The 26,317-nt window shown below is 67.4% G+C and carries 22 protein-coding genes, 1 tRNA gene and 1 pseudogene; 13 read left to right on the plus strand and 11 right to left on the minus strand.

Going from position 1 to position 26,317, the window contains the following annotated elements; translation table 11 throughout:
* The first annotated feature begins 89 nt into the window (after positions 1–89).
* Positions 90–956 carry a helix-turn-helix domain-containing protein gene (locus tag BM394_RS00415; protein ID WP_092972631.1) on the plus strand — a complete coding sequence of 289 codons (867 nt, stop codon included), beginning with the start codon at positions 90–92 and terminating at the stop codon, positions 954–956.
* A gap of 4 nt (positions 957–960) precedes the next feature.
* Positions 961–1,152, plus strand: a complete 192-nt coding sequence (locus BM394_RS00420; protein WP_245779880.1) for a DUF397 domain-containing protein — start codon at positions 961–963, stop codon at positions 1,150–1,152.
* 128 nt (positions 1,153–1,280) lie between these two features.
* Here the strand turns inward: BM394_RS00420 and BM394_RS00425 are convergent, their stop codons facing one another.
* Positions 1,281–3,008, minus strand: a complete 1,728-nt coding sequence (locus BM394_RS00425; protein ID WP_092972635.1) for an MFS transporter — start codon at positions 3,006–3,008, stop codon at positions 1,281–1,283.
* A 105-nt stretch (positions 3,009–3,113) separates the two neighbouring features.
* Between BM394_RS00425 and BM394_RS00430 the strand changes: the two genes are divergently transcribed.
* Positions 3,114–3,767: a TetR family transcriptional regulator gene (locus BM394_RS00430; RefSeq protein WP_092972637.1), complete on the plus strand. Its 654-nt coding sequence runs from the start codon at positions 3,114–3,116 to the stop codon at positions 3,765–3,767.
* A gap of 66 nt (positions 3,768–3,833) precedes the next feature.
* On the opposite strand, the gene selD is transcribed toward BM394_RS00430, so the two are convergent.
* On the minus strand, positions 3,834–4,850 hold the full coding sequence (gene selD / locus BM394_RS00435; RefSeq protein WP_092972639.1) for a selenide, water dikinase SelD: 1,017 nt from the start codon (positions 4,848–4,850) through the stop codon (positions 3,834–3,836).
* Between the two features lie 61 nt (positions 4,851–4,911).
* Between selD and BM394_RS00440 the strand changes: the two genes are divergently transcribed.
* Positions 4,912–5,007 (plus strand) — tRNA-Sec (locus BM394_RS00440).
* A gap of 347 nt (positions 5,008–5,354) precedes the next feature.
* Here the strand turns inward: BM394_RS00440 and BM394_RS23855 are convergent.
* Positions 5,355–5,576 (minus strand): annotated as a pseudogene (locus BM394_RS23855) (DnaJ family domain-containing protein); the annotation flags it as partial.
* A 249-nt stretch (positions 5,577–5,825) separates the two neighbouring features.
* Between BM394_RS23855 and BM394_RS00450 the strand changes: the two are divergent.
* The 5 genes from BM394_RS00450 (at position 5,826) to BM394_RS00470 (ending at position 13,674) form a co-directional block, all read left to right on the plus strand.
* A complete protein-coding gene (locus BM394_RS00450; protein WP_092972641.1) occupies positions 5,826–6,536 on the plus strand; it encodes an MBL fold metallo-hydrolase in 711 nt (236 codons plus the stop codon).
* A gap of 246 nt (positions 6,537–6,782) precedes the next feature.
* The gene (selA, locus tag BM394_RS00455) at positions 6,783–8,054 is read left to right on the plus strand and encodes an L-seryl-tRNA(Sec) selenium transferase (protein WP_425427643.1); all 1,272 of its coding nucleotides are present in this window, start codon (positions 6,783–6,785) and stop codon (positions 8,052–8,054) included.
* Positions 8,045–9,808, plus strand: coding sequence for a selenocysteine-specific translation elongation factor (gene selB, locus BM394_RS00460; protein ID WP_092972645.1), 1,764 nt, complete (start codon positions 8,045–8,047; stop codon positions 9,806–9,808). The genes selA and selB overlap by 10 nt, the downstream gene beginning before the upstream one ends.
* 186 nt (positions 9,809–9,994) lie before the next feature.
* The gene (gene ku, locus BM394_RS00465) at positions 9,995–11,023 is read left to right on the plus strand and encodes a non-homologous end joining protein Ku (RefSeq protein WP_092972647.1); all 1,029 of its coding nucleotides are present in this window, start codon (positions 9,995–9,997) and stop codon (positions 11,021–11,023) included.
* 122 nt (positions 11,024–11,145) lie between these two features.
* Positions 11,146–13,674, plus strand: coding sequence for an ATP-dependent Clp protease ATP-binding subunit (locus tag BM394_RS00470; protein ID WP_092972649.1), 2,529 nt, complete (start codon positions 11,146–11,148; stop codon positions 13,672–13,674).
* Between the two features lie 161 nt (positions 13,675–13,835).
* On the opposite strand, the gene BM394_RS00475 is transcribed toward BM394_RS00470, so the two are convergent.
* On the minus strand, positions 13,836–14,723 hold the full coding sequence (locus BM394_RS00475; protein ID WP_092972651.1) for a universal stress protein: 888 nt from the start codon (positions 14,721–14,723) through the stop codon (positions 13,836–13,838).
* Between the two features lie 216 nt (positions 14,724–14,939).
* A complete protein-coding gene (gene ligD / locus BM394_RS00480; protein WP_175529898.1) occupies positions 14,940–15,842 on the minus strand; it encodes a non-homologous end-joining DNA ligase in 903 nt (300 codons plus the stop codon).
* Positions 15,843–16,306: 464 nt separating this feature from the next.
* Here ligD and BM394_RS00485 point away from each other — a divergent pair, with 464 nt between their 5' ends.
* Both BM394_RS00485 and BM394_RS00490 read left to right on the plus strand, forming a co-directional pair.
* Positions 16,307–16,828 (plus strand): hypothetical protein, encoded by a 522-nt coding sequence (locus BM394_RS00485; RefSeq protein ID WP_092972655.1) that lies wholly within the window; start codon positions 16,307–16,309, stop codon positions 16,826–16,828.
* A 143-nt stretch (positions 16,829–16,971) separates the two neighbouring features.
* Positions 16,972–17,364 carry a gamma-glutamylcyclotransferase family protein gene (locus tag BM394_RS00490; RefSeq protein ID WP_092972657.1) on the plus strand — a complete coding sequence of 131 codons (393 nt, stop codon included), beginning with the start codon at positions 16,972–16,974 and terminating at the stop codon, positions 17,362–17,364.
* Positions 17,365–17,368: 4 nt separating this feature from the next.
* Here the strand turns inward: BM394_RS00490 and BM394_RS00495 are convergent, their stop codons facing one another.
* The 6 genes from BM394_RS00495 to BM394_RS00520 all read right to left on the minus strand — a co-directional run bounded on the left by BM394_RS00495 (position 17,369) and on the right by BM394_RS00520 (position 23,058).
* A complete protein-coding gene (locus BM394_RS00495) occupies positions 17,369–18,874 on the minus strand; it encodes an SDR family oxidoreductase (RefSeq protein WP_092972659.1) in 1,506 nt (501 codons plus the stop codon).
* A gap of 211 nt (positions 18,875–19,085) precedes the next feature.
* Entirely contained in the window at positions 19,086–19,346 is a 261-nt protein-coding gene (locus BM394_RS00500; protein WP_092926488.1) for a DUF3040 domain-containing protein, read from the minus strand.
* Positions 19,347–19,648: 302 nt separating this feature from the next.
* Entirely contained in the window at positions 19,649–20,056 is a 408-nt protein-coding gene (locus tag BM394_RS00505) for a cold-shock protein (protein WP_092972661.1), read from the minus strand.
* A 297-nt stretch (positions 20,057–20,353) separates the two neighbouring features.
* On the minus strand, positions 20,354–21,292 hold the full coding sequence (locus BM394_RS00510) for a quinone oxidoreductase family protein (protein ID WP_092972663.1): 939 nt from the start codon (positions 21,290–21,292) through the stop codon (positions 20,354–20,356).
* Positions 21,293–21,422: 130 nt separating this feature from the next.
* On the minus strand, positions 21,423–22,433 hold the full coding sequence (locus tag BM394_RS00515; protein ID WP_245779881.1) for an iron-siderophore ABC transporter substrate-binding protein: 1,011 nt from the start codon (positions 22,431–22,433) through the stop codon (positions 21,423–21,425).
* Between the two features lie 334 nt (positions 22,434–22,767).
* Positions 22,768–23,058, minus strand: a complete 291-nt coding sequence (locus BM394_RS00520) for a WhiB family transcriptional regulator (protein ID WP_165400782.1) — start codon at positions 23,056–23,058, stop codon at positions 22,768–22,770.
* A 711-nt stretch (positions 23,059–23,769) separates the two neighbouring features.
* On the opposite strand from BM394_RS00520, the gene BM394_RS00525 reads away from it, so the two are divergent.
* Entirely contained in the window at positions 23,770–24,417 is a 648-nt protein-coding gene (locus tag BM394_RS00525) for a response regulator (RefSeq protein WP_092972667.1), read from the plus strand.
* A 115-nt stretch (positions 24,418–24,532) separates the two neighbouring features.
* On the plus strand, positions 24,533–26,284 hold the full coding sequence (locus BM394_RS00530; protein ID WP_092972669.1) for a sensor histidine kinase: 1,752 nt from the start codon (positions 24,533–24,535) through the stop codon (positions 26,282–26,284).
* Positions 26,285–26,317 lie beyond the last annotated feature (33 nt).

The raw sequence follows: 26,317 nt of genomic DNA on the forward strand, positions 1-26,317 counted from the left end.
AACGACACTTTCGCGTGATCTCACTTCCGTGACCACTGGTCAACCGGTCAGGGTGCGAGCGAACAGTGACCGGCGAGGAAGGGTCGAGCATGGAACGACGCAGCGGAATTCCGGCACGGGTCAGACGGGTTTCCGGCGAGCTGCGGGAACTGCGGGACCGCAACGGGCTCAGCGCCGCCGAGGTTTCCCGTTCGCTGGGGATCTCGATGAGCAAGCTCAGCCGGATGGAGACGGGAACCCGCAGCCTGGCCGCCGACGACGTCGCGGCGCTGCTGGGGCTCTACCGCGTACCCACCCAGCGGCGCGAGGAGATCCTCGCGCTGGTGCGCAACGGCACGGACCGCAACTGGTGGCAGGTCCAGCACGCCGCGCTGCCCGCGATGTGGCAGGACCTGATGCGGTTCGAGGCCGAGGCCACCGCGATCCACGGCTGGGAAACGCAGTTCATCCCGGGACTGCTGCAGACGGACGAGTACGCCGAGGCCGTCATCCGGGGCACCACCCACGGCCTGCCGGAGCGCGAGGTCCAACGGCTGGTCGAGGCCCGCGTCGGCAGGCAGACCGTGCTGCTCGGCAGCCGCGCCCCGCGGTTGGAGGTGCTGCTGGACGAACCGGTGCTGCGCCGCCCGACCGCCGACCCCGGCGTGATGCGGCGGCAACTGCTGCGCCTGGCCGAGAGCAACCTGCGACCGAACGTCACCGTCCGGGTGGTCCCGCAGCGGGCGGGGATCCACCCCGGCATGGAGGGACCGTTCGTGCTGTTGGACTTCCCGAAGCAGCCGAACCTGGTCTACCTGGAGCACCGGGGCAACAGCGCGTTCCTGGAGCAGCCCGAGCACGTCGACGCCGCGGAACGCTCCCTGTGGCGGTTGCGCGAACTCGCGCTCACCCCGGATGATTCCGGCGAGATCATCGCTCACCTCGCCGACGAACCGGCCGAGCACGAGAAGGAGTGAGTCCGTGGCATCCGTGAAGCACTGGCGCAAGAGCAGCCGAAGCAGCAGCCAGGCGAACTGCGTGGAGGTCGCCGCCACCGAGCACGGGGTCGCCGCGCGGGACTCCAAGCGCCCGCACGGCGGTTCGCTGCTGTTCCCCCGCGCCCGGTGGAACGACTTCCTGCGCAGTCTCGCGTCGGACCGCGCCGGGAACTGAACCGGCGATTTCGCGCGAAATCGCCGCGCCGGTGGGGGCGGTGCCTCCAGCACGACGTAGATTTCGCGCGAAATCGACACCCCGACGGCGATCACCACACCGGCACGGCGGTCATTGAATCGGCGCGGTCACTGCTCGGTGACAGCCGTGTCGGACCTCTCGGTGGCCCGCCCAGAATTCTCGTTGACGCTCTCCGACTTCTCGTTGGCGCTGTCCGGTTCCTCGGCCACGCTTCGCTCCGTCTCCGACGAGGTCTGAACCTCGGTGCGTCGCGTCTTGCCGGGCAGGAAGAACCACGCCACCAGCGCGGCCACCGCGATCAACCCCGCCGAGGCCAGGTACGCGGTCTGCGAGGCGTTCATCCAGGCCACCGAGACCTCGTCAGCGAGCCGCTGCCCGCGTGCGCCCAACGACTCGGCGACCATCATGCCGCCGGGCAACGATTCCTCGGCGGTCTGCCGCAGCTGCTCGGGCAGGCCGGTCAGCGAGTCCGAGATCCGTGCGGCATAGCTACCTCCCAGCACGCTGCCGAGTACGGCGACACCCAACGAGGCCCCCACCTCGCGGGTGACGTCGTTGGTGGCCGAGCCCATCCCCGCGCGCTCACGCGGCACGTTGGCCATCAGCTGATCGGTGGCCGGAGCCATCGCAAGCGACATCCCCGCCGCCGTGCACGACAGCGGCAGCAGGATCTGCCAGTAGCCGGAGTCGACGGTCAACGTGCTGAGCCCGACCATGCCCAACGCCGCCAGCAAGAGTCCGACGGAGATGGTGTCACGCGGACCGAACCTGTCCACGATCCTGGAGACCTGCGGCGCGATGAGCATCATCATCACCGACATGGGCAGCATCGCGGTGGAAGCCATCAGCGGCGAGTAGCCGAACACGAGCTGCAGGGTCTGGCTCAGCGCGAAGAACACGCCGATCATCGCGAAGAACACCAGCGTCAACGCCACCGCCGAAGCGGAGAAACCACGGCTGCGGAACAGCCGAACGTCCAGCATCGGATCGGCCACCCGGCGCTCCCAGAGCGCGAACAACGCCAGCAGCACCAGCCCCAGAGCCACCAGGGAAAGCGTGCGCGGTGACAGCCAGCCGACGTACTGCGCCTCGATCAGCGCGTAGACGGCGATCGTGATCCCGGCGGTGGACAGCAGCGCCCCCAGCAGGTCCAGCCCGCCGTGTCCCCCCTCGGTTCCGGTGTGCGACGGGATGTAGCGGATACCGGCGATCACGCCGATGACGACCACCGGCACGTTGATCACGAACACCGATTCCCAGGAGAAGTACTGCAACAGCACACCGGCGATCACCGGTCCCGCGGCGCTGCCCGCGCCGGAGACGGCGGCCCAGATGCCGACCGCCTTGGTACGCTCCCCACTGGGGAAGACACTGGTCAGAATGGACAGCGTCACCGGCATGATCATGGCGCCGCCCACACCGAGCAGGGCCCGTGCGGCGATCATCTCGGTGCTGGATCCCACGAACAGCCACACGTAGACCGACACCAGGCCGAACAGCACCATCCCGGCCTGCAGCATCCACTTGCGCCCGTAGCGGTCAGCTATCGAGGAGGTGGTGAACAGCAGACCGGCGAACACCAGCGCGTAGGCGTCCGAGAACCACTGCTGCGCCGAGGTCGAGGCCCCCAACGCGCGAGAGAGCTGGGGTAACGCGACGCTGAGCGAGGTGTTCGCGAGCATCGTGGCCGACAACGCCAGACACAGCACGAGCAGGGTCGCCCACCTGCGGCGGTAGACCCGCACGTCGATGCCCTCGGCCAGGGCACCCTCCTCTCCTTTGTCGGGTGTCGTCGCAGCACCCGTCGCCCCGTGGCGGGCGTCACCGTCGGACATGCGTGTCTCCTTTCCCCGCCCACAGAATATGGCAGTACTGCCATTTGTCATCGGTGACAACGGGCACAGTTGACGCTGAACTGCGATTTCGAGGAACCTGATGCCATGACCAGCGTTGCGGTGGATCCGACCGACGAAACGGAGGGCAGGGGCAGGCGAGCCGTCAAGGCGGCCAGGACCCGAGCGGGCATCGAGTCCGCGGCCCTGAAACTGTTCCGCGAACAGGGCTTCGAGGCCACGACCGTGGAACAGATAGCCCGTGCCGCCGACATCGCCCCCAGGACGTTCTTCCGGTACTTCCCCAGCAAGGACGCCGTGCTGTTCGGCGACCTCGGCAACGAACTCGAATACGTGCGCGAGGCGCTGAACGCGCGCGGCTCCGGGGAACACCCGATGCGCGCACTGGCTACGTCGATGCTCGACGCGGCCGACCGCATGGAGGCCGACCGCGAACAGCACCTGATGCGCGCCGAGCTGCTGCAGGTGCTGGAGTCCACCGGTCAGTACGAGATGTATCTGATGCGGCAGCGCTGGATGCAGGACATGACCGAGCTGGTGGCCGAGCACATCGAAGCCGATCCCAGCTGCGACCCTCGTCCCGGCGCGTGGTCGATGACCATGGTCTCGTGCTTCGGTTCCGCGATGCACGCCTGGCTGACCCGGCGCGACGGCACCACGTTGCGCGAGATCCTCGTGGACGTGCTCAACAGCACCAACGAAGGACTCTGCCAGATCACCGGGAAGGGCTCCGCGGACTGAGCGACTGCCTCCGCACGCGTTCGCCGCCATGTGATCACGCGCGGTGGAGCGAGCAGGTGTGCGTGATCAGCGAACCGTAATGGCGTTCTCCTCGGCGCTGATCAGTCGGCCGATCACCGGGGCGTTCGGCAGCTCCCCCGCGACGAGCAGTCCCCCGGAGGTCTGCGCGTCGGCCAGCAGCAGCGCTTCGTTCTCGTCCACGCGGGACAGATCGGTGCACTCGCCCACCCAGCGCAGATTGCGACGTGTCCCACCGCTGACGTACCCGTCACGAACCGCCTCACGTGCTCCGTCCAGATAGGGAACGGCGTTCGAGTCCAACACCGCGGAGACACCGCTGGCGCGGGTGAGTTCGCGCAGATGTCCGAGCAGTCCGAACCCCGTGACGTCGGTGGCGCACTCGGCACCCAGCGCCAGCGCGTCCCGCGCCGCAGTGTCGTTGAGGGTCGTCATCGTCTCGACCGCCTGCGGGAAAACCTCTCCGGTGGCCTTGTGCCGGGTGTTGAGCACCCCGATGCCGAGCGGTTTGGTCAACGACAGCGGAGCACCGGGGGTTCCGGCGTCGTCGCGCAGCAGTCGAGTGGCAGCCGCCGTACCGGTCACCGCCATGCCGTACTTCGGCTCGGGGTCGTCGAGACTGTGTCCACCACCCACCGGGCACCCCGCCAGCGCCGCGACATCCGCACCACCGCGCAGCACCCGTTCGGCCAGTTCCATCGGCAACGACTCACGTGGCCAGCCGAGCAGGTTCAACGCCACCAGCGGACGCGCACCCATCGCGTAGACGTCGGACAGCGCGTTGGCCGCCGCGATCCGGCCCCAGTCGTAGGGGTCGTCGACCACAGGAGTGAAGAAATCAGCCGTGGCCACGATCGCGGTGTCGCCGTGCAGCCGCACCACGGCGGCGTCGTCCCCGGCACCGATCAGCACCTCACCGCCCGCCGGAGCGCCACCGCCGGAAAGCCCGGCACCGGTGACCATGGACTCCAGTTCGCCGGCGGGGATCTTGCAGGCACAGCCGCCACCGTGCGCGTACCGTGTCAGACGGTAGTTTTCGGTCGTGACGGTCCCGGCATCGGTCATGCCCCGAAGCTAGTCCACGGGGTGGACAACGGCTTGGCGGAACACGCGGGACGGCGGCACTGGAGGCGTAAGGGTGCCTGGTGGCCCCCGCGGTCTTCAAAACCGACGTGGCCGAGCAACTCGGTCAGGCGGGTTCGATTCCCGTCCGCCTCCGCCACGCACCAGTCTGCGCCACCAGGTGCGCGGCCCGGAACGACCACCACGTCCGGTCGCGGCCGGTTCGGTTGCCCCGTCGGTGTCGGCACGCTCGGCCGACGACGAAGCGGCCTGGACCTCGGTCTCGGCTACGGTGGCACGCCGGTCACGCCAGCGGCGCACGACCTCCTCGACGTCCACGGGTGCGACCTTGACGCGTGGACCGCTGGGAGCCCGCAGCCACTCGGCGATGCGCAGGTTGAGCTCACCGACCTGCTCACGCACCGCCTGCTCGGAACGCAACTCGGCCACGGTGTCCGGAAGCCGGTCGATCTCCTTGCGCAGCTGCACGGCGGGCGGCAGCAGCGCCTCGGTGGACAGCCCCTCCCGTTCGACGTACTTCTTGACCCAGGACAGTTCGCTCTCGTTGCCGAGATCCGGCAGCGGCTTGCCGGTTCCGGGCAGGTCGTCGAGCTCCCCGCGCTCCCTGGCAGTGCGAATCTGACGGTCGATCCAGGTCTCGAAGTCCATCCCCGGCGGTTTCCGTTCGGTCATGACCCGATTGTGCACCGGCATCTCCTTGCGGATCATCTGTTGAATCGGTGTCTCGCGAGTGTTTCGTGTTGTGGATTTATTTCGATCAACACTGAAACAACAGTATAATCAAACAGCGAATTCCGCACCACGAGATCGAGGCTTTCCCGAAGTCCATTACGAACAGCTCTGCTGCGCGTCGACAGCGCGCCCTCCTGCCGCCTACGCACGAATCGCGAGCAACGGCACTTCAGCCGCTCGTGAACAGGGAGATCGCTGACCCGTGCGCGGGCTACGCTCGATCACGTGGACATCGTCGACCTACGCCCCGATCTCCGGATGTTGACCAGTCCCCCTGGTCAGGCCTATTTGCTGCGCCACGCGGGAGAAGTACTGCTGGTCGATACCGGACGGGTCGGCGACAGCAGCACGATCGCAGCCGCCTTGCGTGACTGGGGTCTGGACCGGGACGCGCTCACCCGGGTGGTGCTGACCCATTGGCATGCCGATCACACCGGCGCTCTTTCCGAAGTCACCCAGTGGCCGAACGTGGAAGTATTCGCTCATCACGAGGATGCCGCGGTGATCCGCGGCCACCGGAACGGTGCGGAAAGCGTGCTCACCACCGCTGAGGATGTACTACACGCCCGAGTAGCGGACGATCTTCCCGAAGCTCCGCCCGCCCGCGTCGATCACGAGGTTCATGACGGCGAGCTCCTGGAGGGGATCAGTGCCCGGGTCATCGCCACCCCGGGCCACACCCCCGGCAGCATCGCGCTGCACCTGGAGGAAGCCGGAGTACTGTTCACCGGCGACATCGCGGCCGAGTACGAGGGGCAGGTCGTTCTCGGACCGTTCAACAACGACAGGGAACAGGCCCGACGTTCATTCCGACGGCTGGCGGGCCTGCGTTGCGACGTGGTCTGTTTCGGGCACGGCCAGCCCCTCGTCGGTGATGCCACCACTACCCTGCACGAAGCGGCCACGGCGCGCTCCGTACCCGATCCCCTCGGCTGACCCACGACGAAGGTCCTACTCTCCCCTTTTCGTGCCGTGCGAGTCGTGGTATCGAGGTCGACGCGGCAGAGCTCGGGGAAGCGAACCGCGAAACCCCCCGGAAGCACGTACCGGAACTGTTCCGGCAGCACCGGGCCGACATGCCGTGTCGAAAAGCTTCCCCGATACTCCCCACTGCGTATCGTCACGAACGTGGATGAGCGGCGGAACATCCCTGCCACGGACCGGGTGCTCGAGGAGCCCCGGATGGCCGCGGCCGTCGAGCGCTTCGGCCGGGAACGGGTGAAACGCGCCGTCCATGACGCACAGCGACGCGCTCGGGCCCGTGAGATCCCCGCCGATCAGGTGATCGAGGAAGCGGCGGCGAACCTGCCCACCTCGACCGGCGGTCTGCGTCCGGTGCTCAACGCCACGGGCGTACTGCTGCACACCAACCTGGGCCGCGCTCCCCTCTCGGAGGCCGCGGTGCTGGCCCTGCGGGAAGCCGCGGGAACCTGCGACGTCGAGCTGGATCTCCACAGCGGTCAGCGTGGCCGTCGCGGAGCCGGCGTCATACGCGGCCTGCTCGACGCTGTCCCCGAGGCGGAGAGCGCACACGTGGTCGGCAACGGAGCGGCCGCACTCACGCTGGCCGCCACCGCCCTGGCAGCGGGCCGTGAGATCGTGCTGGCACGGGGCGAGATGGTCGAGATCGGCGCCGGATTCCGCATCCCCGACCTGTTGTGCTCCACCGGCGCGGGACTGCGCGAGGTCGGCACTACCAACCGTGTCGAGCTCGCCGACTACCGAGCGGCGATCGGAGCGGAAACCGGATTCGTGCTCAAGGTGCACCCGTCCAACTTCGTGATCAGCGGCTTCACCTCCGCCGTCGAGCCGGGCGAACTCCACGAGCTGGACGCGCCGCTGGTCGTCGACATCGGATCCGGGCTGCTGGAACCGCACCCCAGGCTGCCGGACGAACCCGACGCGCGCGGCACGCTGCGGGCGGGGGCGGATCTGGTGGTGGCCAGCTGCGACAAGCTGCTCGGCGGTCCGCAGGCCGGGTTGCTGCTCGGCAGGGCAGGCATCGTCGACAAGCTCCGGAGACATCCGCTGGCTCGTGCGCTGCGCCCCGACAAGCTCACCCTTGCCGCGCTGCACGCCACGCTGCACGGACCTCCCACACCGACCGCGCGTGCGCTGGAGCGCTCGCGGCGGGAACTGCGTGCCCGCGCCGAACGGATCGCGGAGTCGTCGCGGGCATCGGGTGTGGCGGCGACGGCGGCGGAGACCACCGCGGGCATCGGTGGTGGTGGGGCACCGGGAGTGGAGCTGCCCAGCGCGGCCGTCGTGCTGCCCGAGCACTGCTCCGAACGACTGCGCCGCACCGTGCCGCCGGTGCTGACCAGGATCGAACGGGGGAACTGCCTGGTCGACCTGTTCGCGCTGGCCCCGGAGCGGGACGAGGAACTGGTCGAGGCGATTCGCCGGGGTGCGCGGGCGACGGATCCGCTCGTGGGAGGCGCGTCATGCGAGTGATCGCCACGGCAGGTCACGTGGACCACGGCAAGTCCACGCTCATCAAAGCCCTGACCGGCAGCGATCCGGACAGGTGGGCCGAGGAACGACGTCGCGGGCTGACCATCGACCTGGGATTCGCGTGGACGACCCTGCCCGGTGGCGAGACGATGGCGTTCGTCGACGTGCCCGGTCATCAGCGATTCGTGCGCAACATGCTGGCCGGGGTCGGCGAGGTCGCGGGCGTGCTGTTCGTGGTGGCCGCCGACGAGGGGTGGATGCCGCAGTCGGACGAGCACCTGCAGGCGTTGCACGCCCTGCGCGTGCGGCGGGGGGTGCTGGCGATCACGCGCGGCGATCTCGCCGACCCGCTCCCCGCGCTGGAACAGGCACGACGGCGACTGGCGGGCAGCTCGCTGGCGGGACTTCCCGAGGTGGTGGTCAGTGGAACCACCGGGGCCGGGTTGCCCGAACTCACCGGGAAGCTCGACGAGCTCGCGAGCCTGCTCCCGAATCCCGACCCCACCGCCGACGTGCGGCTGTGGTTGGACCGCTGCTTCAGCGTTCGAGGCGCGGGGACGGTGGTGACCGCGACGCTCTCCGCGGGCACGCTGGCCCGAGGCGACGAACTCGTGGTGGCCGGAACCGGAAAACGCGTGTCTGTCCGGGGACTACGGAGCCTCGGAGAGGAGTACGAAACGGTCCGCGCGACGGCGCGGGTCGCGCTGAACCTGCGCGGGGTGCACGCGGGGGAACTCGATCGCGGGGACGCGTTGCTGACACCGGGGGCGTGGCGGAGCACCGACCGGGTGGACGTGCTGTTGCGGGACAGCGAATCCGGCGAACTGCCCCGCGAACTGGGCATGCACATCGGTGCGGCCACGAGCGAGGTGCGACTGCGGCCGTTGGGAGCGGACACCGCGCGACTCTCGCTGCGTGTCGGGCTTCCGCTGCGGATCGGTGACGACGCGCTGCTGCGGGACGCCGGACAGCACCGGATCCCCGCAGGGATCCACGTTCTCGACGCGCGTCCGCCGGAATTGCGTCGTCGGGGCGCTGCCGCCTCCCGTGCTCGCGAGCTGGAGCGGGCGAGAGATCAGCCCGCAGGCGCCGTGCTGCTCGCGAGGGATCGCGCGATCCGCGCCTCGGAGCTCCGTGTCCTGGGAGCGGCCCCTCCCCCACATGCCCTGGTGTCCGGGGACTGGCTGCTGGATCCGAACGCCCGGGACGAGTACGCGGCACGGCTCGTCGAGCTCCTCGACCGGGTTCACGAGGCGGATCCGATGGCGGACGGTCTCTCCGAGCAGGAAGCGGTACGGCAGCTGTGCCTGCCCCACGCATCGTTGCTGCCACTGGTGCTGAGCTCGGCGGCTGCCGCCGGTATCGGAACGGGCGACGGGAGGCTGCGGCTGCGAGGCCCCGAGCTGAGCGAGCACGTGCGGCGGGGCGTCACCGCTATCCGTGCGCGGCTGGCCCGGCATCCCTTCGACGCACCCACCGCGGCAGAACTCCGAGAACTCGGACTGGACAGCGAACAACTCGGCGCGGCGAACAAGGCCGGTCAGCTGCTTCGGATCGGCGAGGGAATCCACCTGCTGCCGGGGGCGTTGCGGCGGGCGCGGGACGTGCTGGCCGCGCTGCCGGAACCGTTCACCCCGAGCGAGGCACGTGATGCCCTGGAAACGAGCCGCCGGGTGGTCGTCCCGTTGCTGGAACGGCTCGCCCGCGAGGGCTACACCCGACGACTTCCCGACGGAACCCACCGAGTGCGCTGAACGGTCCCGACAGGAACAAGAACCGCCCGCTCGCGGCCGGTCGGCGGATGGCCCTCCCTGGGCCGACCGGGTGACCGACGCGAAGAGGTTTGCCGGGCCGCGTCGACTGGGCATCCAGCCTGCAGGGACGACGCGTGCCTCGCGGAGGCGTGTCCTGCGGGCCACCGACCGGGTGAGGAGGAAACCATGCCGCACAAGATCTGGGCGGGTTCGCTCAAGTTCGGTCTGGTGACCATTCCCGTCGGGTTGTACAGCGCCACCGAGGACCACGGCATCCGCTTCAACCAGTACGAGCGCGGAACCCACGACAGGGTGCGTTACCGCAGGATCAACGAGCGAACGGGTAGAGAACTGGAAGGTGACGAGGTCGTCAGGGGTCTGGAGGTCGACGGCACGCTGGTCACGGTCGAACAGCGGGAGCTCGACGACATCGCACCGGAGCGTTCCGGAACGATCGAGATAGCGGAGTTCGTGGCGCTGTCCGAGATCGATCCCGTGCACTTCCAGAAGGCGTACTGGGTCGCTCCCGCCGACAGGCGGAACGCGCGGGGATACAGCCTGCTGCGTCGTGCGATGGCCGAGACCGAGCGGGTGGGCATAGCCACCTTCGTGTTCCGCGGCAAGGAGTACCTGACCGCACTTCGCCCCGAGAACGAGGCGTTGGTGCTGCACACCATGTTCTTTCTCGACGAGATACGGGACCCCGCGAACGTGCTGGAACACGCTCCACCGGACGACTCGTACGGCTCGCGGGAACTGCGGCTGGCCGGCGATCTGATCAGGTCGATGAGCACCGCGTGGCACCCGGAAGAGCACGTCGACACGCACACCGCCCGGATCGAACGACTGCTCGCGGACAAGGCGGCGGGGCATGCTCCCCGGAGCGGGGCCGAGCACGTCGAAACGACCGCGACCGTGGATCTGGCCGAGGCGCTGCGCCGCAGCGCCGAACATGCCCGCGCCGGGAAGAACCGGTCCGGGAGCGGGAGTGAGCGCCCGGACCGGAGCGCCGAACGGTCGGAGTCCGCACCGGTGTCCACCCTGACCCGCGAGGAGCTGCGGAGACGAGCGCGCGAGCTCGACATCCGGGGCAGATCCAAGCTCAACCGGGCCCAGCTGGAAAAGGCCATCACCGAATCACCCGGTGTGCACGGAGGTGGGCGGGCAGCCGAGGAGGACACCGGAACCGGGGCACCTCGAAAAGCAAGGAGGTAACTCACCTTGAGCCCTGCGGATGCGTTAGCCTTGAGCGAAACCGACTCAGGAATGCCGATCGGCGTCGCTCATGTTGCACGGGACGCGATCCGCAACGAAGCGTGCGAACGAGAGAGGTAGTGATGAACAACTTCTTCGGTTCCAGTGGGCCCGGTTCGAGTCCGTTCGACGACTTCCTCGCCCGGTTTCTCGGTGGTCAGGGCGGTACGCCGCGGCCGGTGCAACGAGTCGACATCACCCGTCTGATGACCCACCAGGCCCAGGAACTGATGGCTGCCGCCGCGCGGTTCACGGCCGAACACGGCGGACACGATCTGGACGCGCATCACCTGTTGTGGGCGGCGACCCAGACCGAGACGACGCGTTCGATGCTCGAACGGGCAGGTGCGGACCCCGCCGCGATCGCCCAGGGAGTCGAGCAGCAGCTGCCGCAGACCGAGAGCACCGACCAGCCGCCAGCGCTGACTCCGGCGGCCAAGCGGGCACTGCTGGACGCGCACCGGGTCGCCCGCGCGGTGGGCTCGTCCTACATCGGTCCGGATCACCTGCTGCTCGCGTTGGCGGCGAATCAGGAATCCACGGCGGGCCAGATGCTGGCGGCGGCCCACGTGACCCTGGAGTCGCTGCAGAGCGGGGCGTCCGCCCGCGGCTCCGGCGGTCAGCAGACCACCGAGGCACAGCAGCACAGCCCGACCCCCACGCTGGACGAGTACGGTCAGGACCTGACCTCACGCGCCCGTGAGGGCGGACTGGACCCGGTCATCGGTCGCGAGTCGGAGATCGAGCAGACCGTGGAGGTGCTCTCGCGCCGCACGAAGAACAACCCGGTGCTCATCGGTGAGGCCGGTGTCGGCAAGACCTCGGTCGTGGAGGGCATCGCGCAGCGCATCGTCGACGGCGAGGTCCCCGATGTGCTGGCGAACAAGCGAGTGGTGCAGCTCGACGTGTCCGGGGTGGTCGCGGGTACCCGCTACCGGGGCGACTTCGAGGAACGGATGAACAAGATCATCGAAGAGATCAGCCAGCAGAGCGAACAGCTGATCATCTTCATCGACGAGCTGCACACCGTCGTCGGCGCGGGCGGCTCCGAGGGTGCCGTGGACGCGGGCAACATGCTCAAGCCGAGACTGGCCCGGGGTGATCTGCACGTCGTCGGGGCCACGACACTGGACGAGTACCGCAAGAACATCGAGAAGGACGCCGCGCTGGAACGTCGCTTCCAGCGCATCGACGTCGCCGAGCCCAGTGTGGAGGAGACGGTCCAGATCATGCGGGGGCTGCGGGACCGCTATGAGGCGCACCACCAGGTGCGGTTCAACGACGAGGCGATCAACGCCGCCGCCGAGCTCTCCGACCGCTACGTCACGGACCGCTATCTGCCGGACAAGGCCATCGACCTGCTCGATCAGGCCGGGGCGCGCAAACGTCTGCGCAACCGCACCCCCACGACCGATGTCCGCGAGCTGGAGGAGCAGGCCGAACAGCTCAGCAGGGACAAGGCCCAGGCGGTCACGAACGAGAACTACGAGCAGGCTTCGCAGCTGCGGGACGAGATAAACCAGGTGCAGACGAGGATCCGGCAGCAGCGGCACAGCCCCGACGGGATCCCGGAGGTCGGTTCGACGGACATCGCGGAAGTCGTGTCCCGGGCCACCGGAATCCCGGTCACGCAGCTGACCGAGGAGGAGAAGGGCAGGCTGATGCGGCTGGAGGAACAGCTGCACCACCGGGTCGTCGGTCAGGGCGAAGCGGTTCACGCGGTCTCTCGCGCGGTACGCCGCTCACGAACCGGCATGGGAGATCCGAACCGGCCGGTCGGCACCTTCCTGTTCCTGGGGCCCACCGGCGTCGGCAAGACCGAATTGGCCCGCGCGCTGGCCGAGTCGCTGTTCGGTGACCAGGACCGGATGATCCGGCTGGACATGAGCGAGTACCAGGAGGCGCACACCGCCAGTCGGATGGTCGGCGCTCCCCCGGGCTACGTCGGTTACGGCGAGGCGGGCCAGCTCACCGAGGAGGTCCGGCGCAGGCCCTACTCCGTGGTGCTGCTCGACGAGATCGAGAAGGCACACATCGACGTGTTCAACATCCTGCTGCAGGTCATGGAGGACGGCCGCCTCACCGACGGCCAAGGGCGCACGGTGGACTTCCGGAACACGGTGCTGATCATGACCAGCAACCTCGGTTCGGACATCATCTCCAACCGTTCCGGGGTACTCGGATTCAGCACCAGGGAGGAGGAACAGACCACCGAGGCGGCACGGGACCGGTTGATGGTTCGACTCCGTGACTCGTTCCGCCCCGAGTTCCTCAACCGGATCGACGAGATCGTGGTGTTCCGCAAACTGGAGTCGAACCAGCTGCGCAGCATCACCGAACTGTTGTTGGACGAGACCAGGCAACGACTGCGGGCGCAGGGAATCGACATCACGTTCGAGTCGGACGCGGTGGACTGGCTGACCGAACACGGGCACCAACCCGATTACGGTGCCCGCCCGCTACGGCGGACCATCCAGCGGGAAGTGGACGACTCGATCTCGGACCTGCTGCTGGACGGGGAACTCGCCCACGGTCAACGCGTGGTCGTCGGAGCCGACCAGGACCGGCTGCGGTTCTCGGTGCAACCGCAACCGGCGGAGGCCTCCGCCTGATCGGGCTTCCGGTCGGGACTCTCGACGGGTGAGACCCCACCCCGCCACGGGGCCGACACCGGGTAACGGCGGGCGGCGATTCCATCCGGAGTCGCCGCCCGTTCTCGTGTCGCTGCTCGTCCTCGTGTCGACCGCCCGGTTATCCGGGGTCGGGTGAGCACTCAGCGAGCCACGAGGACCGGACAGGGCGCGTGGTGCAGCAGTGTCTGGCTGGTCGATCCCAGCAGCAGCCCCGCCAGCCCGCCGCGACCACGTGCCCCCACCACCACCAGTTGGGCGTTGTCGGCCTGTTCCAGCAGCAGTCGTGCGGGTTTGCCGTAACCGACCACCTCGTGCACCGGCACGTCGGGATAGTCCTCCCGCCAGCCCGCCAGCACTTCGGCGAGCAGCCGCTGTTCATCGGCGCGGACGGACTCCCAGGTCTTGTCCGCCTGCTCGCGCGTCCACAACTCCCCCACCACCAGGTCGTGCCAGGCATGCACCGCCATGATCCCGGTCGAGCGGGACGAGGCCATGTCGAACGCCCACCGCAGCGCGAGCTCGCCGGGCCCGGAACCGTCCACACCGACGACGACGGGGAGTCCGGGGGGCTCCGCACCCTCGTCGGGCTCGCGAACCACCGCCACCGGACACTGCCCGTGGTGTGTCAACGCGATCGCGACCGAGCCCAGTATCACCCCACTGAAACTGCCGAGACCACGGCTACCGACCACGACCAATCGTGCCGTGCTGGACTCGTCCAGCAGCACGGTGCGGGCGGATCCGGTACGTACGGCCGTGTCCACCACGAGTTCCGGATCCTCGGCGGCCGCGATTTCCCGAGCGTCGCGCAACCAGTCGCTGACGAACTCCCGTGCCGTCTCGTTGGTGGGTTCCGGTGTGGAGGTTCCCAGCGTGTCGGGAACATAACCCAGGGCGGAGACGTCCGCGTGCACCAACCGCAGCGGTGCCGAACGGTGGGATGCCTCGCGAGCCGCCCAACGCACGGCTTCGAAAGCGGTGGGAGAACCGTCGATTCCGACCAGAATCGGCTTCGCGATGGTAGACATGTCTCACTCCGGTGGTCGTGGCCTCGGTCCGGGCGGGGATGGAGGTCGGCGCGGTGTCCCGAGCCTGCCGGGGCTACCGGGAACGGCGCCCGGAACCAACCATGACACCTGCCGTAGCGGGCCGCAGCGATCCGAGAAGCCGCCGCCCCGGAATCCGCCGCGCGAGCGTTCACCGATCCGGCGGGCTGACGTGCGGAGCACTCTGTCCGGTGCGGCCTACCGCATCCGGGACAGCAGGCTCCGCGCGTGCGTGGCCGACCGAGCGTGATCAGCGAACTCGTCCCACGGGTCGCCATAGGCACGCAACCGAGCGGGCATGTCGTGGATGGTGAACGCGGCCGGACCGACCGAATCCAACTCCGACCACCACAGCGGAGCGGCGACCGGTGCACCGGTGCGGGCCCGCACCGCGTACGGCGCTACCGCGGTCTGGGCATAGGCGTTGCGCAGATAGTCGACGAAAACGCGTTCGCCGCGTTCCTTCTTGCGCTGCTCGACGGTCAGCCTCGCGGGCTGCCGCGCGGCCAGCAGCCGGGCGATGCCGAAGGCCAGTTCGTGCGACTCGTCGAACGAGAGCTCGCCACGTATCGGGGTGACCACGTGAAACCCACGGGATCCGGTGGTCATCGGGAAGGGGACGAGGCCGAGTTCCTCCAGAGCCTCGCCGACCAGGTGAGCAGCCGTGCGCAGCGACTCGGGCTCGTCGACCGACGGATCGAGATCGAACACCAGCCGGTCCGGCACCGCCGGATGCTCCTGGGTGGACAACCACGGGTGAGGGGTCAGGCAGGCCTGCCCGGCGAGGTAGAGCAGTGTCGGAGCGTCACCACAGACCACGAGCTCGTTGTGCCCACCGCTCTTCTTGGCCACCCGGACGCGGCGGATCCACTCGGGGAAGAAGTCCGGCGCGTTGTGCTGCACGATACGTTCACCGTCGATGCCGTCCGGGAACCGCTCCATGACCATCGGACGGCCACGCAGGTGGGGCAGCATCGTCGGAGTCACCTCGCGGTAGTAGGAGACGATCCGCTGCTTGGTGATCCCGTCGATGGGAAAGAGCACCTTCCCGGGACGGGAAACGTTGACAGACCTACCGTCAACGTCGAACGAGACGTTCAAGTATCCGCTCCGGACTGCTGGGCAACGGCTTGCTGGAGCTTTCCGCTCGTACCGCCCGAGGAGGCCGCCGAACGGTGTCTTCCCCGGAGTCCCCTCGAGGATGCGACTGTGAGGCGAAACACGCCACCGGGATCACACGTGCTTGACCCGCGACACGCCGCACCGAACAGCCGCGGAGTCACCCGGTGGCCGGTGGGTACGATTCGGTCGGTGACCATGAATATGCGAACATTCGAAGTATCACGCGAATGGACGTTGCGTTACCGCGGCCCCACTCGGTAGGCGCGAACGTCAACGCGGGACAGTCCAGCCGGGTGTGCGTACCGTTGTCGGCATTACCGTCACGTACCTCCGGTGGGAAGTGACAACTGGTTCGTGGGCCGAGCCACAACCGCAGAGGCTCCGGTTGGACGACACGTGACCTTTCGGTTACCGGCTACGACGCCGACGAGGGAAGGACCGAGGTGGATACCGAGACCGCGCAGACCGACGACCTTCGGCTCGTTGCGCTGCAAAGCGCCGTGAACTGCACCGACATGTTCGTCCGTTTCACCCTGAGCGAGTGGTCCCTGCGCCCGATGACCGACGAGGCGACAGCGGCGGCCACCCGGCTCGTCTCCGCCGTCGTCGAGCACTCGGATTCGCAGTCACCGGGTTTCGTCTCGGTCCGGCTGCGGATTCACGGCAACAATCTGGTGATCGAGGTCGAGGACGACCAGAGTGTGCTTCCCCCCGCTGTCTCGTCGAACCTCGCGGGGGTGCACACCGGTGTGGTCTCGCCCGAGGGACGTGGCCGCATCGTCTGGTGCGAGCTGGAGCTGCCGCAGGGGATGCGTGCTTCCGACGTTCCGCTTCCTCGCCGGGAGCCGAAGCGTTCCAACGCCTCCGAACAGTCGGAGGACCTTCCCGATGACGTCGATCCACAGGTGATGGAGCGGCTGCTGTCCGGGCTGAGCAAGCGCGAGCCCGACTCCGATTCACAGTAGCTCGGTAACTCCCCGCTGGCACGCGACCCGGTGACGCACCAGGTCGGTGATCACCGGTGGGATCTGCCCGGGAGTTTCCCGCCGGATCCGGGGATCGTGTGGCTGGGCGACCGTTTCGAGCGAGCCGTGTGGGAACGACGAACATGACACTCCCGCGACCCGACGAACAACGACCCCGGCGGGTCGCTGTTTACGGCACGTTGCGCAGCGCCGGCTCGGCCGGTGACCTCATGAGATCCCTGGCGAGCCTGCGGGAGAACGACACTCTGCTCGCGGGACGGCTCTACGACACCGGGCAGGGGTATCCGGCTTTCGTCCCCACGGAGGCAGCTCCCGCGACGAACGAGGGGGTTCCCGCTGAGGTCTACGTGCTGCGGGAACCGGAGCGGTCACTGCCGATTCTGGATCGCTACGAAGGTCCGGAATACCTCCGCCGCGTCCGCACGCTTCGGGACCGTCGCCGGTGCTGGGTCTACGTCTGGCGTGGTTCGGTGTCCGGCATGACCGAACTCTTCCACGGTTGGTGCGAGTCCTGACGGCTCATCCGGGCCCGTGATCCTCGGAAGAACCCGTCGCGGCACGGTGCCTCCCGGCCGACTGCTCCGCCTCGCGAACGATGTTGCGTGCCATGCCACCGAAAACGGCCCCGTGGAACGGGGCTACGGCCCACCAGTAGAGATGGCCGGACAGACCTCGGGGCACGAACACGGCCCGCTGGCGGTACACGGATCCCGAGCCCGTGTCCGGATGGACACCCAGTTCGAGCCAGGCACGTCCGGGTAGCTTCATCTCGGCACGCAACCGCAGCAGCCTGCCGTCGTCGAGTTGCTCCACTCGCCACCAGTCCAGCGCGTCGCCGGTTCGGAGTTCGTGCGCGTCACGACGTCCTCTCCGGAGTCCCACGCCTCCCGCGAGACGATCGACCCAGCCTCGTGCCGCCCATGCCAACGGCATGGAGTACCAACCGTTGCTCCCTCCGATGCTTTCGACGACTCGCCAGACCGTCTCCGGTGCTGCCGATGTCCGACGGACCCGAACATCGCGATAAGCACTCCCACCCGCCCACCGCGGATCGGAGGGCAACGGATCCGAAGGGTTGTTCCCGGAGGCATCGGACCAGCGGGTGTCGACCTGTCCGCCACGAACCCGGGCCAGAGCCAGGCGCACGGCCTGTTCGTACGAGAGCAGTCCCTGCTCGGGTCCGGCGACGTAGTCGTCGATGTCGTGTTCGGTACACACCGCCTCGTGCACCAACGAGTCGATCAGCGGAGCTCCGATCGATTTGGGTACGGGAGTGACTATGTTGATCCAGTGCGAGCTCAGCCTGGGTGAAAGCACGCTCACCGGCAGCATCACGCGGCGCGGCAGTCCCGCGACCGCCGCGTAGCGCCGCATCATCCGTTCGTAGGTGAGTACCTCCGGTCCACCGATGTCGAAGGTCCGATTGAGCGACTCCGGAATCTCGGCGGCACGAACCAGGTAGTGCAGCAGATCCCGAATCGCGATGGGCTGAACGCGATTTCGTACCCATCGCGGGGTGACCATCACCGGTAGCCGTTCGGTGAGGTAACGCAGCATCTCGAAACTCGCCGATCCGGAGCCCAGTACGACAGCGGCCTGCAGCACGACGGCGGGTACGGGGCCCGAGAGAAAGATGTCTCCGACCTCGACACGCGAACCGAGGTGTTCGGAGAGTTCGCTCCGGTCGGCCGGGTGCAGACCACCGAGGTACACGATCCGTGAGACGCCGGCTTCCGCGGCCACTCGACTGGTTTCCGAAGCGCCCCGGCGGTCGCGTTCGGCGAAACCGGTTCCGGACATCGAGTGCACCAGGTAATAGAGCACGTCAACACCGTGGCAGGCGGCGCGCATGCTGCCAGGATCCAGCACGTCACCACGAACGACCTCGATCTGGTCGGCCCAGGGGACGTCGCGGAGCTTGTCCGGATCGCGCACGAGACAGCGGACTCGATGACCATCGGCCAACAGACGCGGCACGAGTCGACCGCCGATGTATCCCGTGGCACCGGTTACCAGGCACAGCATGTCGACATGATGACAAGGGAAAATGGTTCACGCATTCCCGTTCCAGGTTGACGGGCACCAGTGGGTTCCCGCGGAACCGGAGAGGATTTCGTCGTGATTCGTGCCGGCCGATCGCACGGCAGAAGGCGCGAAAACACCGAGAACAAATCCGTTCCCACCGAGAAGGCACCGCGCGCCAACGACGCTCGCCGCCCGGATCGAAGAAGTCTGGTCAGGAACGGCCGCGCCAGTACCAGAAGGCCGATACTCCACCCGCCAGCACAGCGGCGAGCACGGCCGATCCGAACTCGGCGAGTACGAGCAGGGTCACCGAAAGCATCATCACGACGGCGGCCAGCACGAGCAACGGCGGAAACCTGCGCCGAATGGTTTTCGGTTTCCCCTGTGCCAGTCCACGTGCCAACTCGGGATCTTCCTGGCTCAGCCGGTTCTCGATCTCTTCCAGGCTGCGACGTTCGTACTTGCCCAACATCGGCAACCTCCCGTACCTGCCTGTCCGCGTTGCCGTCCTCCGGGGTAAGTAGTGTCACACCGGACGGGGGTGAACGACCAGCCCTCGCAACAGGAGAAATCTCGAAAATTTCCCACTCCGGACTGGCGGTTCGTCCTCCCGGTTTACCGAGGTACTCACGCGAGGAGATCTCCCGCCGGACGCGCGGGCCGGCCCGGGCATCCGGCGGGAGAAGGCTCGTCCCGGCAACTACGTGCCGGCCACACGAACCGACACGTACGAAGGTTCGAACGGCAGGGAGTCACGGCAGGACTCGTCGCTCGTCACCGTCCGACCCAACCGTGTTCTTCGGCCAGTTTGAGCAGCCGTTGCCGAGCCTGCAGAATCTGACCACCCGTCATCGTGGGAATCGCACCCAGCAGTGCCTCGGTTATCTCGGCGGACAACTCATCGGGCGAGAGGACGTCGGAGTCCCCCTCCGAATCGGCCGATGGCCTCCCACCGGAGCCGCCGGCGGATCGGGCGCCACCGGCAAGGCGAACGTCCGAAGCCTTCAGTCCGCGTTCGCCGTCCTCGACGTTGAACTCGACGGTTGTGCCCGGAGAAATCAACCCCTCGTCCACCAACAGGTCGTTGACGTGGACGAAAACATCCTCACCACCACTTTCCGGCGACACGAACCCGAAGCCCCGGGAACTGTCGAACCGGATCACCTCACCCTTGATACCCATTACCTCGTTTCATCAACTCTGAACAGCGTGCGGGATCCCGCTGAAACATTCCGAGCCGTCACACCACACACGGTGTGAAAGCCGACGGACTCGCCCGTGGTACTTCCCAGCTCGTGCTCGATGACCCGATCGGACTTTGATCCAGCTGCCACGTCCCGGTCGGCCACCGAGCTGTTCCGGATGGGCGGACTCGAGCTCTCGGTACCCGGTGAATCCCGGTCGGTAATGTATCAGCGACAACTCGACGAACGACCGGACGCTCTGGACGCGTCCGGTCGTTCGTCGAACGGGGCTCGTTCAGGATTCGAAGTCGAGTACGAGACGTCCCCGCACTCCACCACCTTCCAGCCTGCGATGGGCCTCGTCGGCCCGCTCCGCCGGTAGGACGCTCGCGACTCGAAGGCTGAGCACGCCGCTCTCGACCTTCGCGCGCAACAGGTCCAGCGCGGCGTGGTCCCGGGCGGCATGGACCACGAGCACCCGGTGCACACGGATGTCACGTCCGGGATCGCCGCTCCAGCCGCGCACCACGGCGAGACCACCACCGTCGCGGATGGCCGGGGCCACCTCACCGTCGAGCACCGCTCCGTCGGCCACTCCTGCCACGCCCTCGGGCACCAGGTCACGAATTCGCTCGGCCACATCCGCACCACGGCGTACCACCGCGTCCGCACCGAGATCACGTACCAGCTGCTCGTCGGCCGTTGACGCATCGGCGATCACGTACAACCCGCGGTCCTTGGCCAACTGAATGACATAGCCGCCGAAAGCACCCGCGGCCCCCGTGACGGCCAGGGTCTCGCCCTCGGCCAGGTCGAGTTGCTCCAGCGCCAGATGAGCGGTCAACCCGTTCATCGGCAGTGTGGCGGCTGCGGCGAAATCGACTCCCTCCGGGATGGCCGCCACGGAATCCTCGGGAACCACGATCTCGTCGGCGTAGGCACCGCCCCGCTCATCCACGGGGACCACTACGGCCATGACGCGGTCCCCGGGTTGCCGAGTGGTCACGCCGGGCCCGACCGCGCTGATCACTCCGGCAGCGTCCATACCCGGTATGTAGGGCGGTTCCAGCCCCGCTGTGCGATGACCGCCCGCGCGCAGCACGGTGTCGGTAGGGTTCACCGCCGCGGCGTGCACCCGAATCCTGACCTCGCTCTCCTCGGGTTTCGGCTGCGCGACATCCACGGCACGCAGCTTCTCGGGTCCGCCGAACTCGGTAACTCCAATAACTCGCATACCCCGCACAACCGCACATCCGCCGTGAATCTTCCACCTGGGTGGGCTCTCCCCGGCCGTGTCGGTGTTCGACGACGGCCCGGGAAAGCCGCGACCCAGCGGGGGAGGAACACGTACTGGCGGGAACGGCTCAGGAGTCGGCCACGTGCTCGGCGAAGACCGGAGCGACCTGTTGCAGCGCGTACTCCATGCCACTGGCGGAACCGCTGGAGAAGGCATTGACGACCTCGGGGTCGTCCAGAATGACGAGGCGATCCTCCCGCGCGGCGGAAGTCCGGTTCAACAGTTGATCCTGCCGCAGTTGCCGCGGACTACCGTTGATCGCGAAAACCACTGTCAGATCGGCGCTGAGCACGTCGAGCCGTTCCCGGGAGATGTCGACGTAGAAGCTGCCGGAGCCCAGCTCGTCGATCTCGGGTTTGTTCGTCATCCCAAGCTCTCGCATGAAACGAACCCGGGAGTCGCCGGTGAGATAAGCCCCGTACTGGTTGCTGCCGTAGTAGGCCCCCACCCCGACCGTCTTGTCCTGTAGCCGGGGGTGCTGGGACAGCGTTTCGGAGAACGCCCGCTCCACCTCGGCGATACGGGCCTGCCCGGCATCGGGCTTGCCCAGCGCTTTGGAAACCAGGTCGAGTTGCTGGCGCCAACTGGTGCCGTACGGAACGGTGTCAGCGGGAGGGGCGATCGTCGGCGCGATCTTCGACAGCGTTTGGTGTTTTTCCCCGGATCCGTCCGACCGGGTGTTGAGGATGAGGTCGGGTTCGAGCGAGGCGACCTTCTCGTAGTCGACCTCGTTGGTTCCCAGCATCTCGGGGGATTCGGTGAACTCTCCCGCCGCCCAGGGGCCCACCCCGTTTCCGCCGAAATCGAGCCAGTCGCTGACCCCGACCGGTTGAACGCCCAGATCCAGTGCGGTCTCCGCGTCCGACCAACCGAGTGCGACCACCCGCTCGGGTTTCTCCGGCACGGTGACCTCGCCGAACTTGGTCGAGACGGTGACCGGGAAAGCCGCGTTGTCGGTGGCTTCCCCCGTGGACTCACCCGAGGATCCCCCCTGGCCACATGCCGAAAGCGCGGTGGCCAACAACAACACGCTCAGTAAACCGCCGAGACGGCGTACGTCTCCGAGTCTGCTCCGCAACCCTGTCCTCCCGCTGTAGCGGCCGATGGTGGCGGTGTGGCCGGGCCGAGCCCGACCACACCCAACCGGTGCGAAGGTTAGCCTAACCTAGCGAACGGGATCAGCGGCAGCGGAGCCGATCACTCGAGGTGTTCATCGCCCACGGAAGTGTCACGACGAGACGGCCCACCCGGATATCCGACGCGAAATCTCCCCGCCTGCTACCCCGGCGAGCCGCAGCCGTGCCGGGAAAGGCGGAAAACGCCTTGGTCACGATCGAAACATCCGGAAAGAACGAGGCAGCGGCATGACGCGGGAGGTATGTTCGAGTCCGTCCTCGTCGACTTTCCGCGAATCACCGACGAGCGGCGGACTCGCGGGAATCGGCGACCCTCGCCGCACCACGAGCACGGCGTCCCGACTCACGACGCTCCTCCGGAGTCATCCCACCGAAAATGCCGAAATCCAGTCCGGTACGCTGCGCGTAAGCGAGGCACTCGGAGCTGACCGGGCACTGGGCGCATATTTTCTTGGCCTGCTGCACCTGCTGCGCGCCCGGCCCCACCTCGGATACCGGGAAGAACAGTTCCGGATCCTCGTCGCGGCAGCTCGCGCGGTGCTGCCAATCGGTATTCGTGTTGTCCATCATGTGGCGCCTCCTCTCTTCTCGGGCGCGGTCGTGTGCCTGCCTGGTTGATCTGTTCGGGAGTCATGCCCACGCATGAGCGCAAGCCGTGGCTGTGAAAAGGCCGCACGGACGCTACGTGCCGTTCACGTCGACGTCACGAGGATGGCGACCAACCTCACCCGCAACGTCGCGGAAACGGCGACAGTTCCGTTCCGGCCGCGTGTGTCGGCTCACAACGCCCCGCCCGATCGCACGAGAAACCTCGTCGAGCGGAAAAACCGGCCGCCGCGCAGCACATGTTTACCGTCGATCCGAGGATCTCGGGAAAACGCGCGCGCCGTCGCACCGCGAAATAACGCGGTAGCGCCCTTCTGTTGTTGCCGCCGCATCCACCGTGATTACCCCGGGACCGACAACGCGATCACACTCACCGGACCACAAGCTTCCGGCGTCACGGCCGAATTACCACGGTAGCCACGTTTGCCTTGTTTGACCAGCACCGCGTTTAGCGAGCTCAAACCTTGACTGGCCCCAGTCTCCCCCGCAGAGTGGTAACCACAGCCGCGTGCTACTCACTGCGGAGCAACCCGCGACAGCGGGGCGTACCAATGGCGGGGCTGCCAATCAACCGTACGAACGCTCACCCGCACGAAACTGATCGACTGCATCCTACACATCATTGGGCTCCGCCGTACACCGGTGATCGCCAAATCGTTGGGGTGATATCGCATGATCACGGTGTTCCTGGTCGACAACCACGAAGTCGTCCGTCGTGGGGTCGCGGATCTGCTGGAATCGGACCCGGAACTGAAAGTGGTCGGTGAAGCGGCCACTGTCGCACGAGCGCTGGCTCGCGCCCCGGCCCTGCGGCCCGATTTGGCGGTGCTGGACGTGCGGCTTCCCGACGGCAACGGGGTTGAACTGTGCCGGGAACTGCGTTCCAAAGTTCCCGGGTTGAACTGTTTGATGCTGACTTCGTTCACCGACGAAGAAGCGATGCTGCAGGCGATTCTGGCCGGAGCCGGTGGTTACGTCATCAAGGACGTGCAGGGATTCGAACTGCTCTCGGCCGTGCACCGGGTGGGGGCGGGGCATTCGATACTCGACAGCAGGGCGACGAGAACGCTGTTGAGCCAACTGCGGAGTGGCGGGGGTGGCTCGGAGGAGCTCCCCCAGCTGTCCGAGCGCGAACGGATCCTGCTGGACCTCATCGGGGAGGGACTGACCAACCGTCAGATCGCGCAACGCATGTACCTGGCCGAGAAGACGGTCAAGAACTACGTCTCCCGCCTGTTGACCAAACTGGGACTGCAGCGTCGTACTCAGGCGGCCGTGCTGGCCACCCGATTGCGCGACCAACGACGGACTCCGCGCTGAGGGCCCGTGCCAGCGGCTCGCTTCACGCGGTTCGGGCGATAGCGTGGCGTTTCAACGCTGCCGACCACGGAACGTGAGAGTGGCAGGGTGTCGCGACCGGTGGCATGGTGGAAACGTGTCGGGCAGTGAATCGCCACACGGAGGACCCGGCGATTTTCCGCTTCCCCACGAAACACGAAACGCGCAGTCGCAGTCCGGTTCACAGGAACTTCTACGCGGTGTTTGGGAGCTCATCGAACGGGACAACGGTGCCGGCGACAGGGCGGACGTGCTGCTGGAAGCGATACTGGCGGTTTCCTCCGAGCTGGAACTGGACACGACACTCCGGCGGATCGTCCAGGCGGCTACGGGGGTCGTGGGAGCGAAGTACGGCGCACTGGGGGTACTGAATCCGGACGGTGACGGGCTGGCGGAGTTCATATACGAGGGTATCGACGAAGAGACCCGCCACCGGATCGGCGAGCTGCCCCGTGGAAGGGGACTGCTGGGACTGCTGATCGATCACCCCGAGCCGGTGCGGCTGACGGAACTGTCGCGGCATCCCCAATCGGTGGGTTTCCCGGCGAGTCATCCTCGGATGCGGAGCTTTCTCGGTGTGCCGATCCGGCTGCGTGACAAAGTGTTCGGCAATCTCTATCTCACCGAAAAGGTCGGTGGTGATGCCTTCACCGAGGCCGACGAGACGATGGTTCGTGCCCTCGCCGCCGCGGCGGGAATCGCGGTGGAGAACGCGCGGCTCTACGAGCGGGCCCGATTGCGGCAACGCTGGCAGGAGGCGACGAGTGAGATCCGTGCCGCGTTGCTGGCGGCCACCGATCCCGCCGAGGTGCTTGACCTGATCGCGAATCGGGCGCACGAGATCAGCCACGCCGACCGCACGTTGCTGGCCTTGCCACAAGACCCCGATCTCCCTCCCGAGGAGGTCGACAGGCTCTCGGTCTCGGTCTCGATCGGATCATTGGGCAGCGGACTGGTGGGCAGGGACCTCCCGGTGACCGCCTCGACCTGTGGAGCGGTTTTCCGCGACCGGGTTCCCCGACAGGTGAACAGGCTCGATCTGGGCGATGACGCGGGGGCTTTCGGTCCGTCACTCATTCTGCCGCTGCGCTCCAGTCCCGAAACGGTTTCGGGAGTGCTCGTAGTGGCTCGGAATCCGAGAGCCACTTCCTTCGACGCCGAGCAGCTCAGGTTGGTGGCCGGATTCACGGACCAGGCGGCACTGGCCCTCCGACTGGCGGACGACCAACACCGGCTGCGCGAACTGGAAATACTCGGCGACCGGGACCGGATAGCGCGTGATCTGCACGACCACGTGATCCAGCGACTTTTCGCCATCGGGCTGTCCCTGCGGAACACGCAGGGACTCGTCACCGATCACGAAGTGGGACAACGGCTGAGCACGACCACCGCGGAGCTACAGCAGGTGGTCAACGACATACGCGACACGATCTTCGATCTGCGCAACAGCGCGCGCCACGGCTCCGAGCTCCGTACCCGAGTGAACGAGCTCGTCTCGGAGTCGATCGCCGAAACCGAGCTGGAAGCGAAGGTGCGCATGACCGGTCCGCTCAGCGCGATCCCCGACAAGCTGGCCGAACAGGCCGAGGCCGTGATCCGGGAAGCGCTGAGCAACACCGTCCGGCACGCCGACGCGAACAGCGTGTCGGTGACCGTCTCGGTCACCGACGAGCTGACCGTCACCGTCGTCGACGACGGTGCGGGAATACCGACCGGTATCACGCGTAGTGGCCTGGACAACCTCGAACAACGGGCACGACGGGCGGAGGGAACGATGGAGACGACACCGCTGCCCGGAGGAGGCACCAGGTTGAACTGGTCGGCACCACTGCCCCGTCCGAATTCGTGACGGCCGGCAACGAACCGGGCGGTGCGCGGACTT

Source organism: Actinopolyspora lacussalsi subsp. righensis, assembly GCF_900116555.1.
GTDB classification, from domain to species: domain Bacteria; phylum Actinomycetota; class Actinomycetes; order Mycobacteriales; family Pseudonocardiaceae; genus Actinopolyspora; species Actinopolyspora lacussalsi.

What these genes read in the sequence shown, in the direction of transcription:
- BM394_RS00415 (WP_092972631.1), top strand. Translation starts at nt 90, where the DNA reads ATGGAACGACGCAGCGGAATTCCGGCACGGGTCAGACGGGTTTCCGGC.
- BM394_RS00495 (WP_092972659.1), bottom strand. Translation starts at nt 18,874, where the DNA reads ATGCTGTGCCTGGTAACCGGTGCCACGGGATACATCGGCGGTCGACTC.
- selB (WP_092972645.1), top strand. Translation starts at nt 8,045, where the DNA reads ATGCGAGTGATCGCCACGGCAGGTCACGTGGACCACGGCAAGTCCACG.
- ku (WP_092972647.1), top strand. Translation starts at nt 9,995, where the DNA reads ATGCCGCACAAGATCTGGGCGGGTTCGCTCAAGTTCGGTCTGGTGACC.
- selD (WP_092972639.1), bottom strand. Translation starts at nt 4,850, where the DNA reads ATGACCGATGCCGGGACCGTCACGACCGAAAACTACCGTCTGACACGG.
- BM394_RS00525 (WP_092972667.1), top strand. Translation starts at nt 23,770, where the DNA reads ATGATCACGGTGTTCCTGGTCGACAACCACGAAGTCGTCCGTCGTGGG.
- BM394_RS00470 (WP_092972649.1), top strand. Translation starts at nt 11,146, where the DNA reads ATGAACAACTTCTTCGGTTCCAGTGGGCCCGGTTCGAGTCCGTTCGAC.
- BM394_RS00490 (WP_092972657.1), top strand. Translation starts at nt 16,972, where the DNA reads ATGACACTCCCGCGACCCGACGAACAACGACCCCGGCGGGTCGCTGTT.
- BM394_RS00520 (WP_165400782.1), bottom strand. Translation starts at nt 23,058, where the DNA reads ATGGACAACACGAATACCGATTGGCAGCACCGCGCGAGCTGCCGCGAC.
- BM394_RS00425 (WP_092972635.1), bottom strand. Translation starts at nt 3,008, where the DNA reads ATGTCCGACGGTGACGCCCGCCACGGGGCGACGGGTGCTGCGACGACA.
- BM394_RS00500 (WP_092926488.1), bottom strand. Translation starts at nt 19,346, where the DNA reads ATGTTGGGCAAGTACGAACGTCGCAGCCTGGAAGAGATCGAGAACCGG.
- BM394_RS00505 (WP_092972661.1), bottom strand. Translation starts at nt 20,056, where the DNA reads ATGGGTATCAAGGGTGAGGTGATCCGGTTCGACAGTTCCCGGGGCTTC.
- BM394_RS00430 (WP_092972637.1), top strand. Translation starts at nt 3,114, where the DNA reads ATGACCAGCGTTGCGGTGGATCCGACCGACGAAACGGAGGGCAGGGGC.
- BM394_RS00510 (WP_092972663.1), bottom strand. Translation starts at nt 21,292, where the DNA reads ATGCGAGTTATTGGAGTTACCGAGTTCGGCGGACCCGAGAAGCTGCGT.
- selA (WP_425427643.1), top strand. Translation starts at nt 6,783, where the DNA reads ATGGCCGCGGCCGTCGAGCGCTTCGGCCGGGAACGGGTGAAACGCGCC.
- BM394_RS00475 (WP_092972651.1), bottom strand. Translation starts at nt 14,723, where the DNA reads ATGTCTACCATCGCGAAGCCGATTCTGGTCGGAATCGACGGTTCTCCC.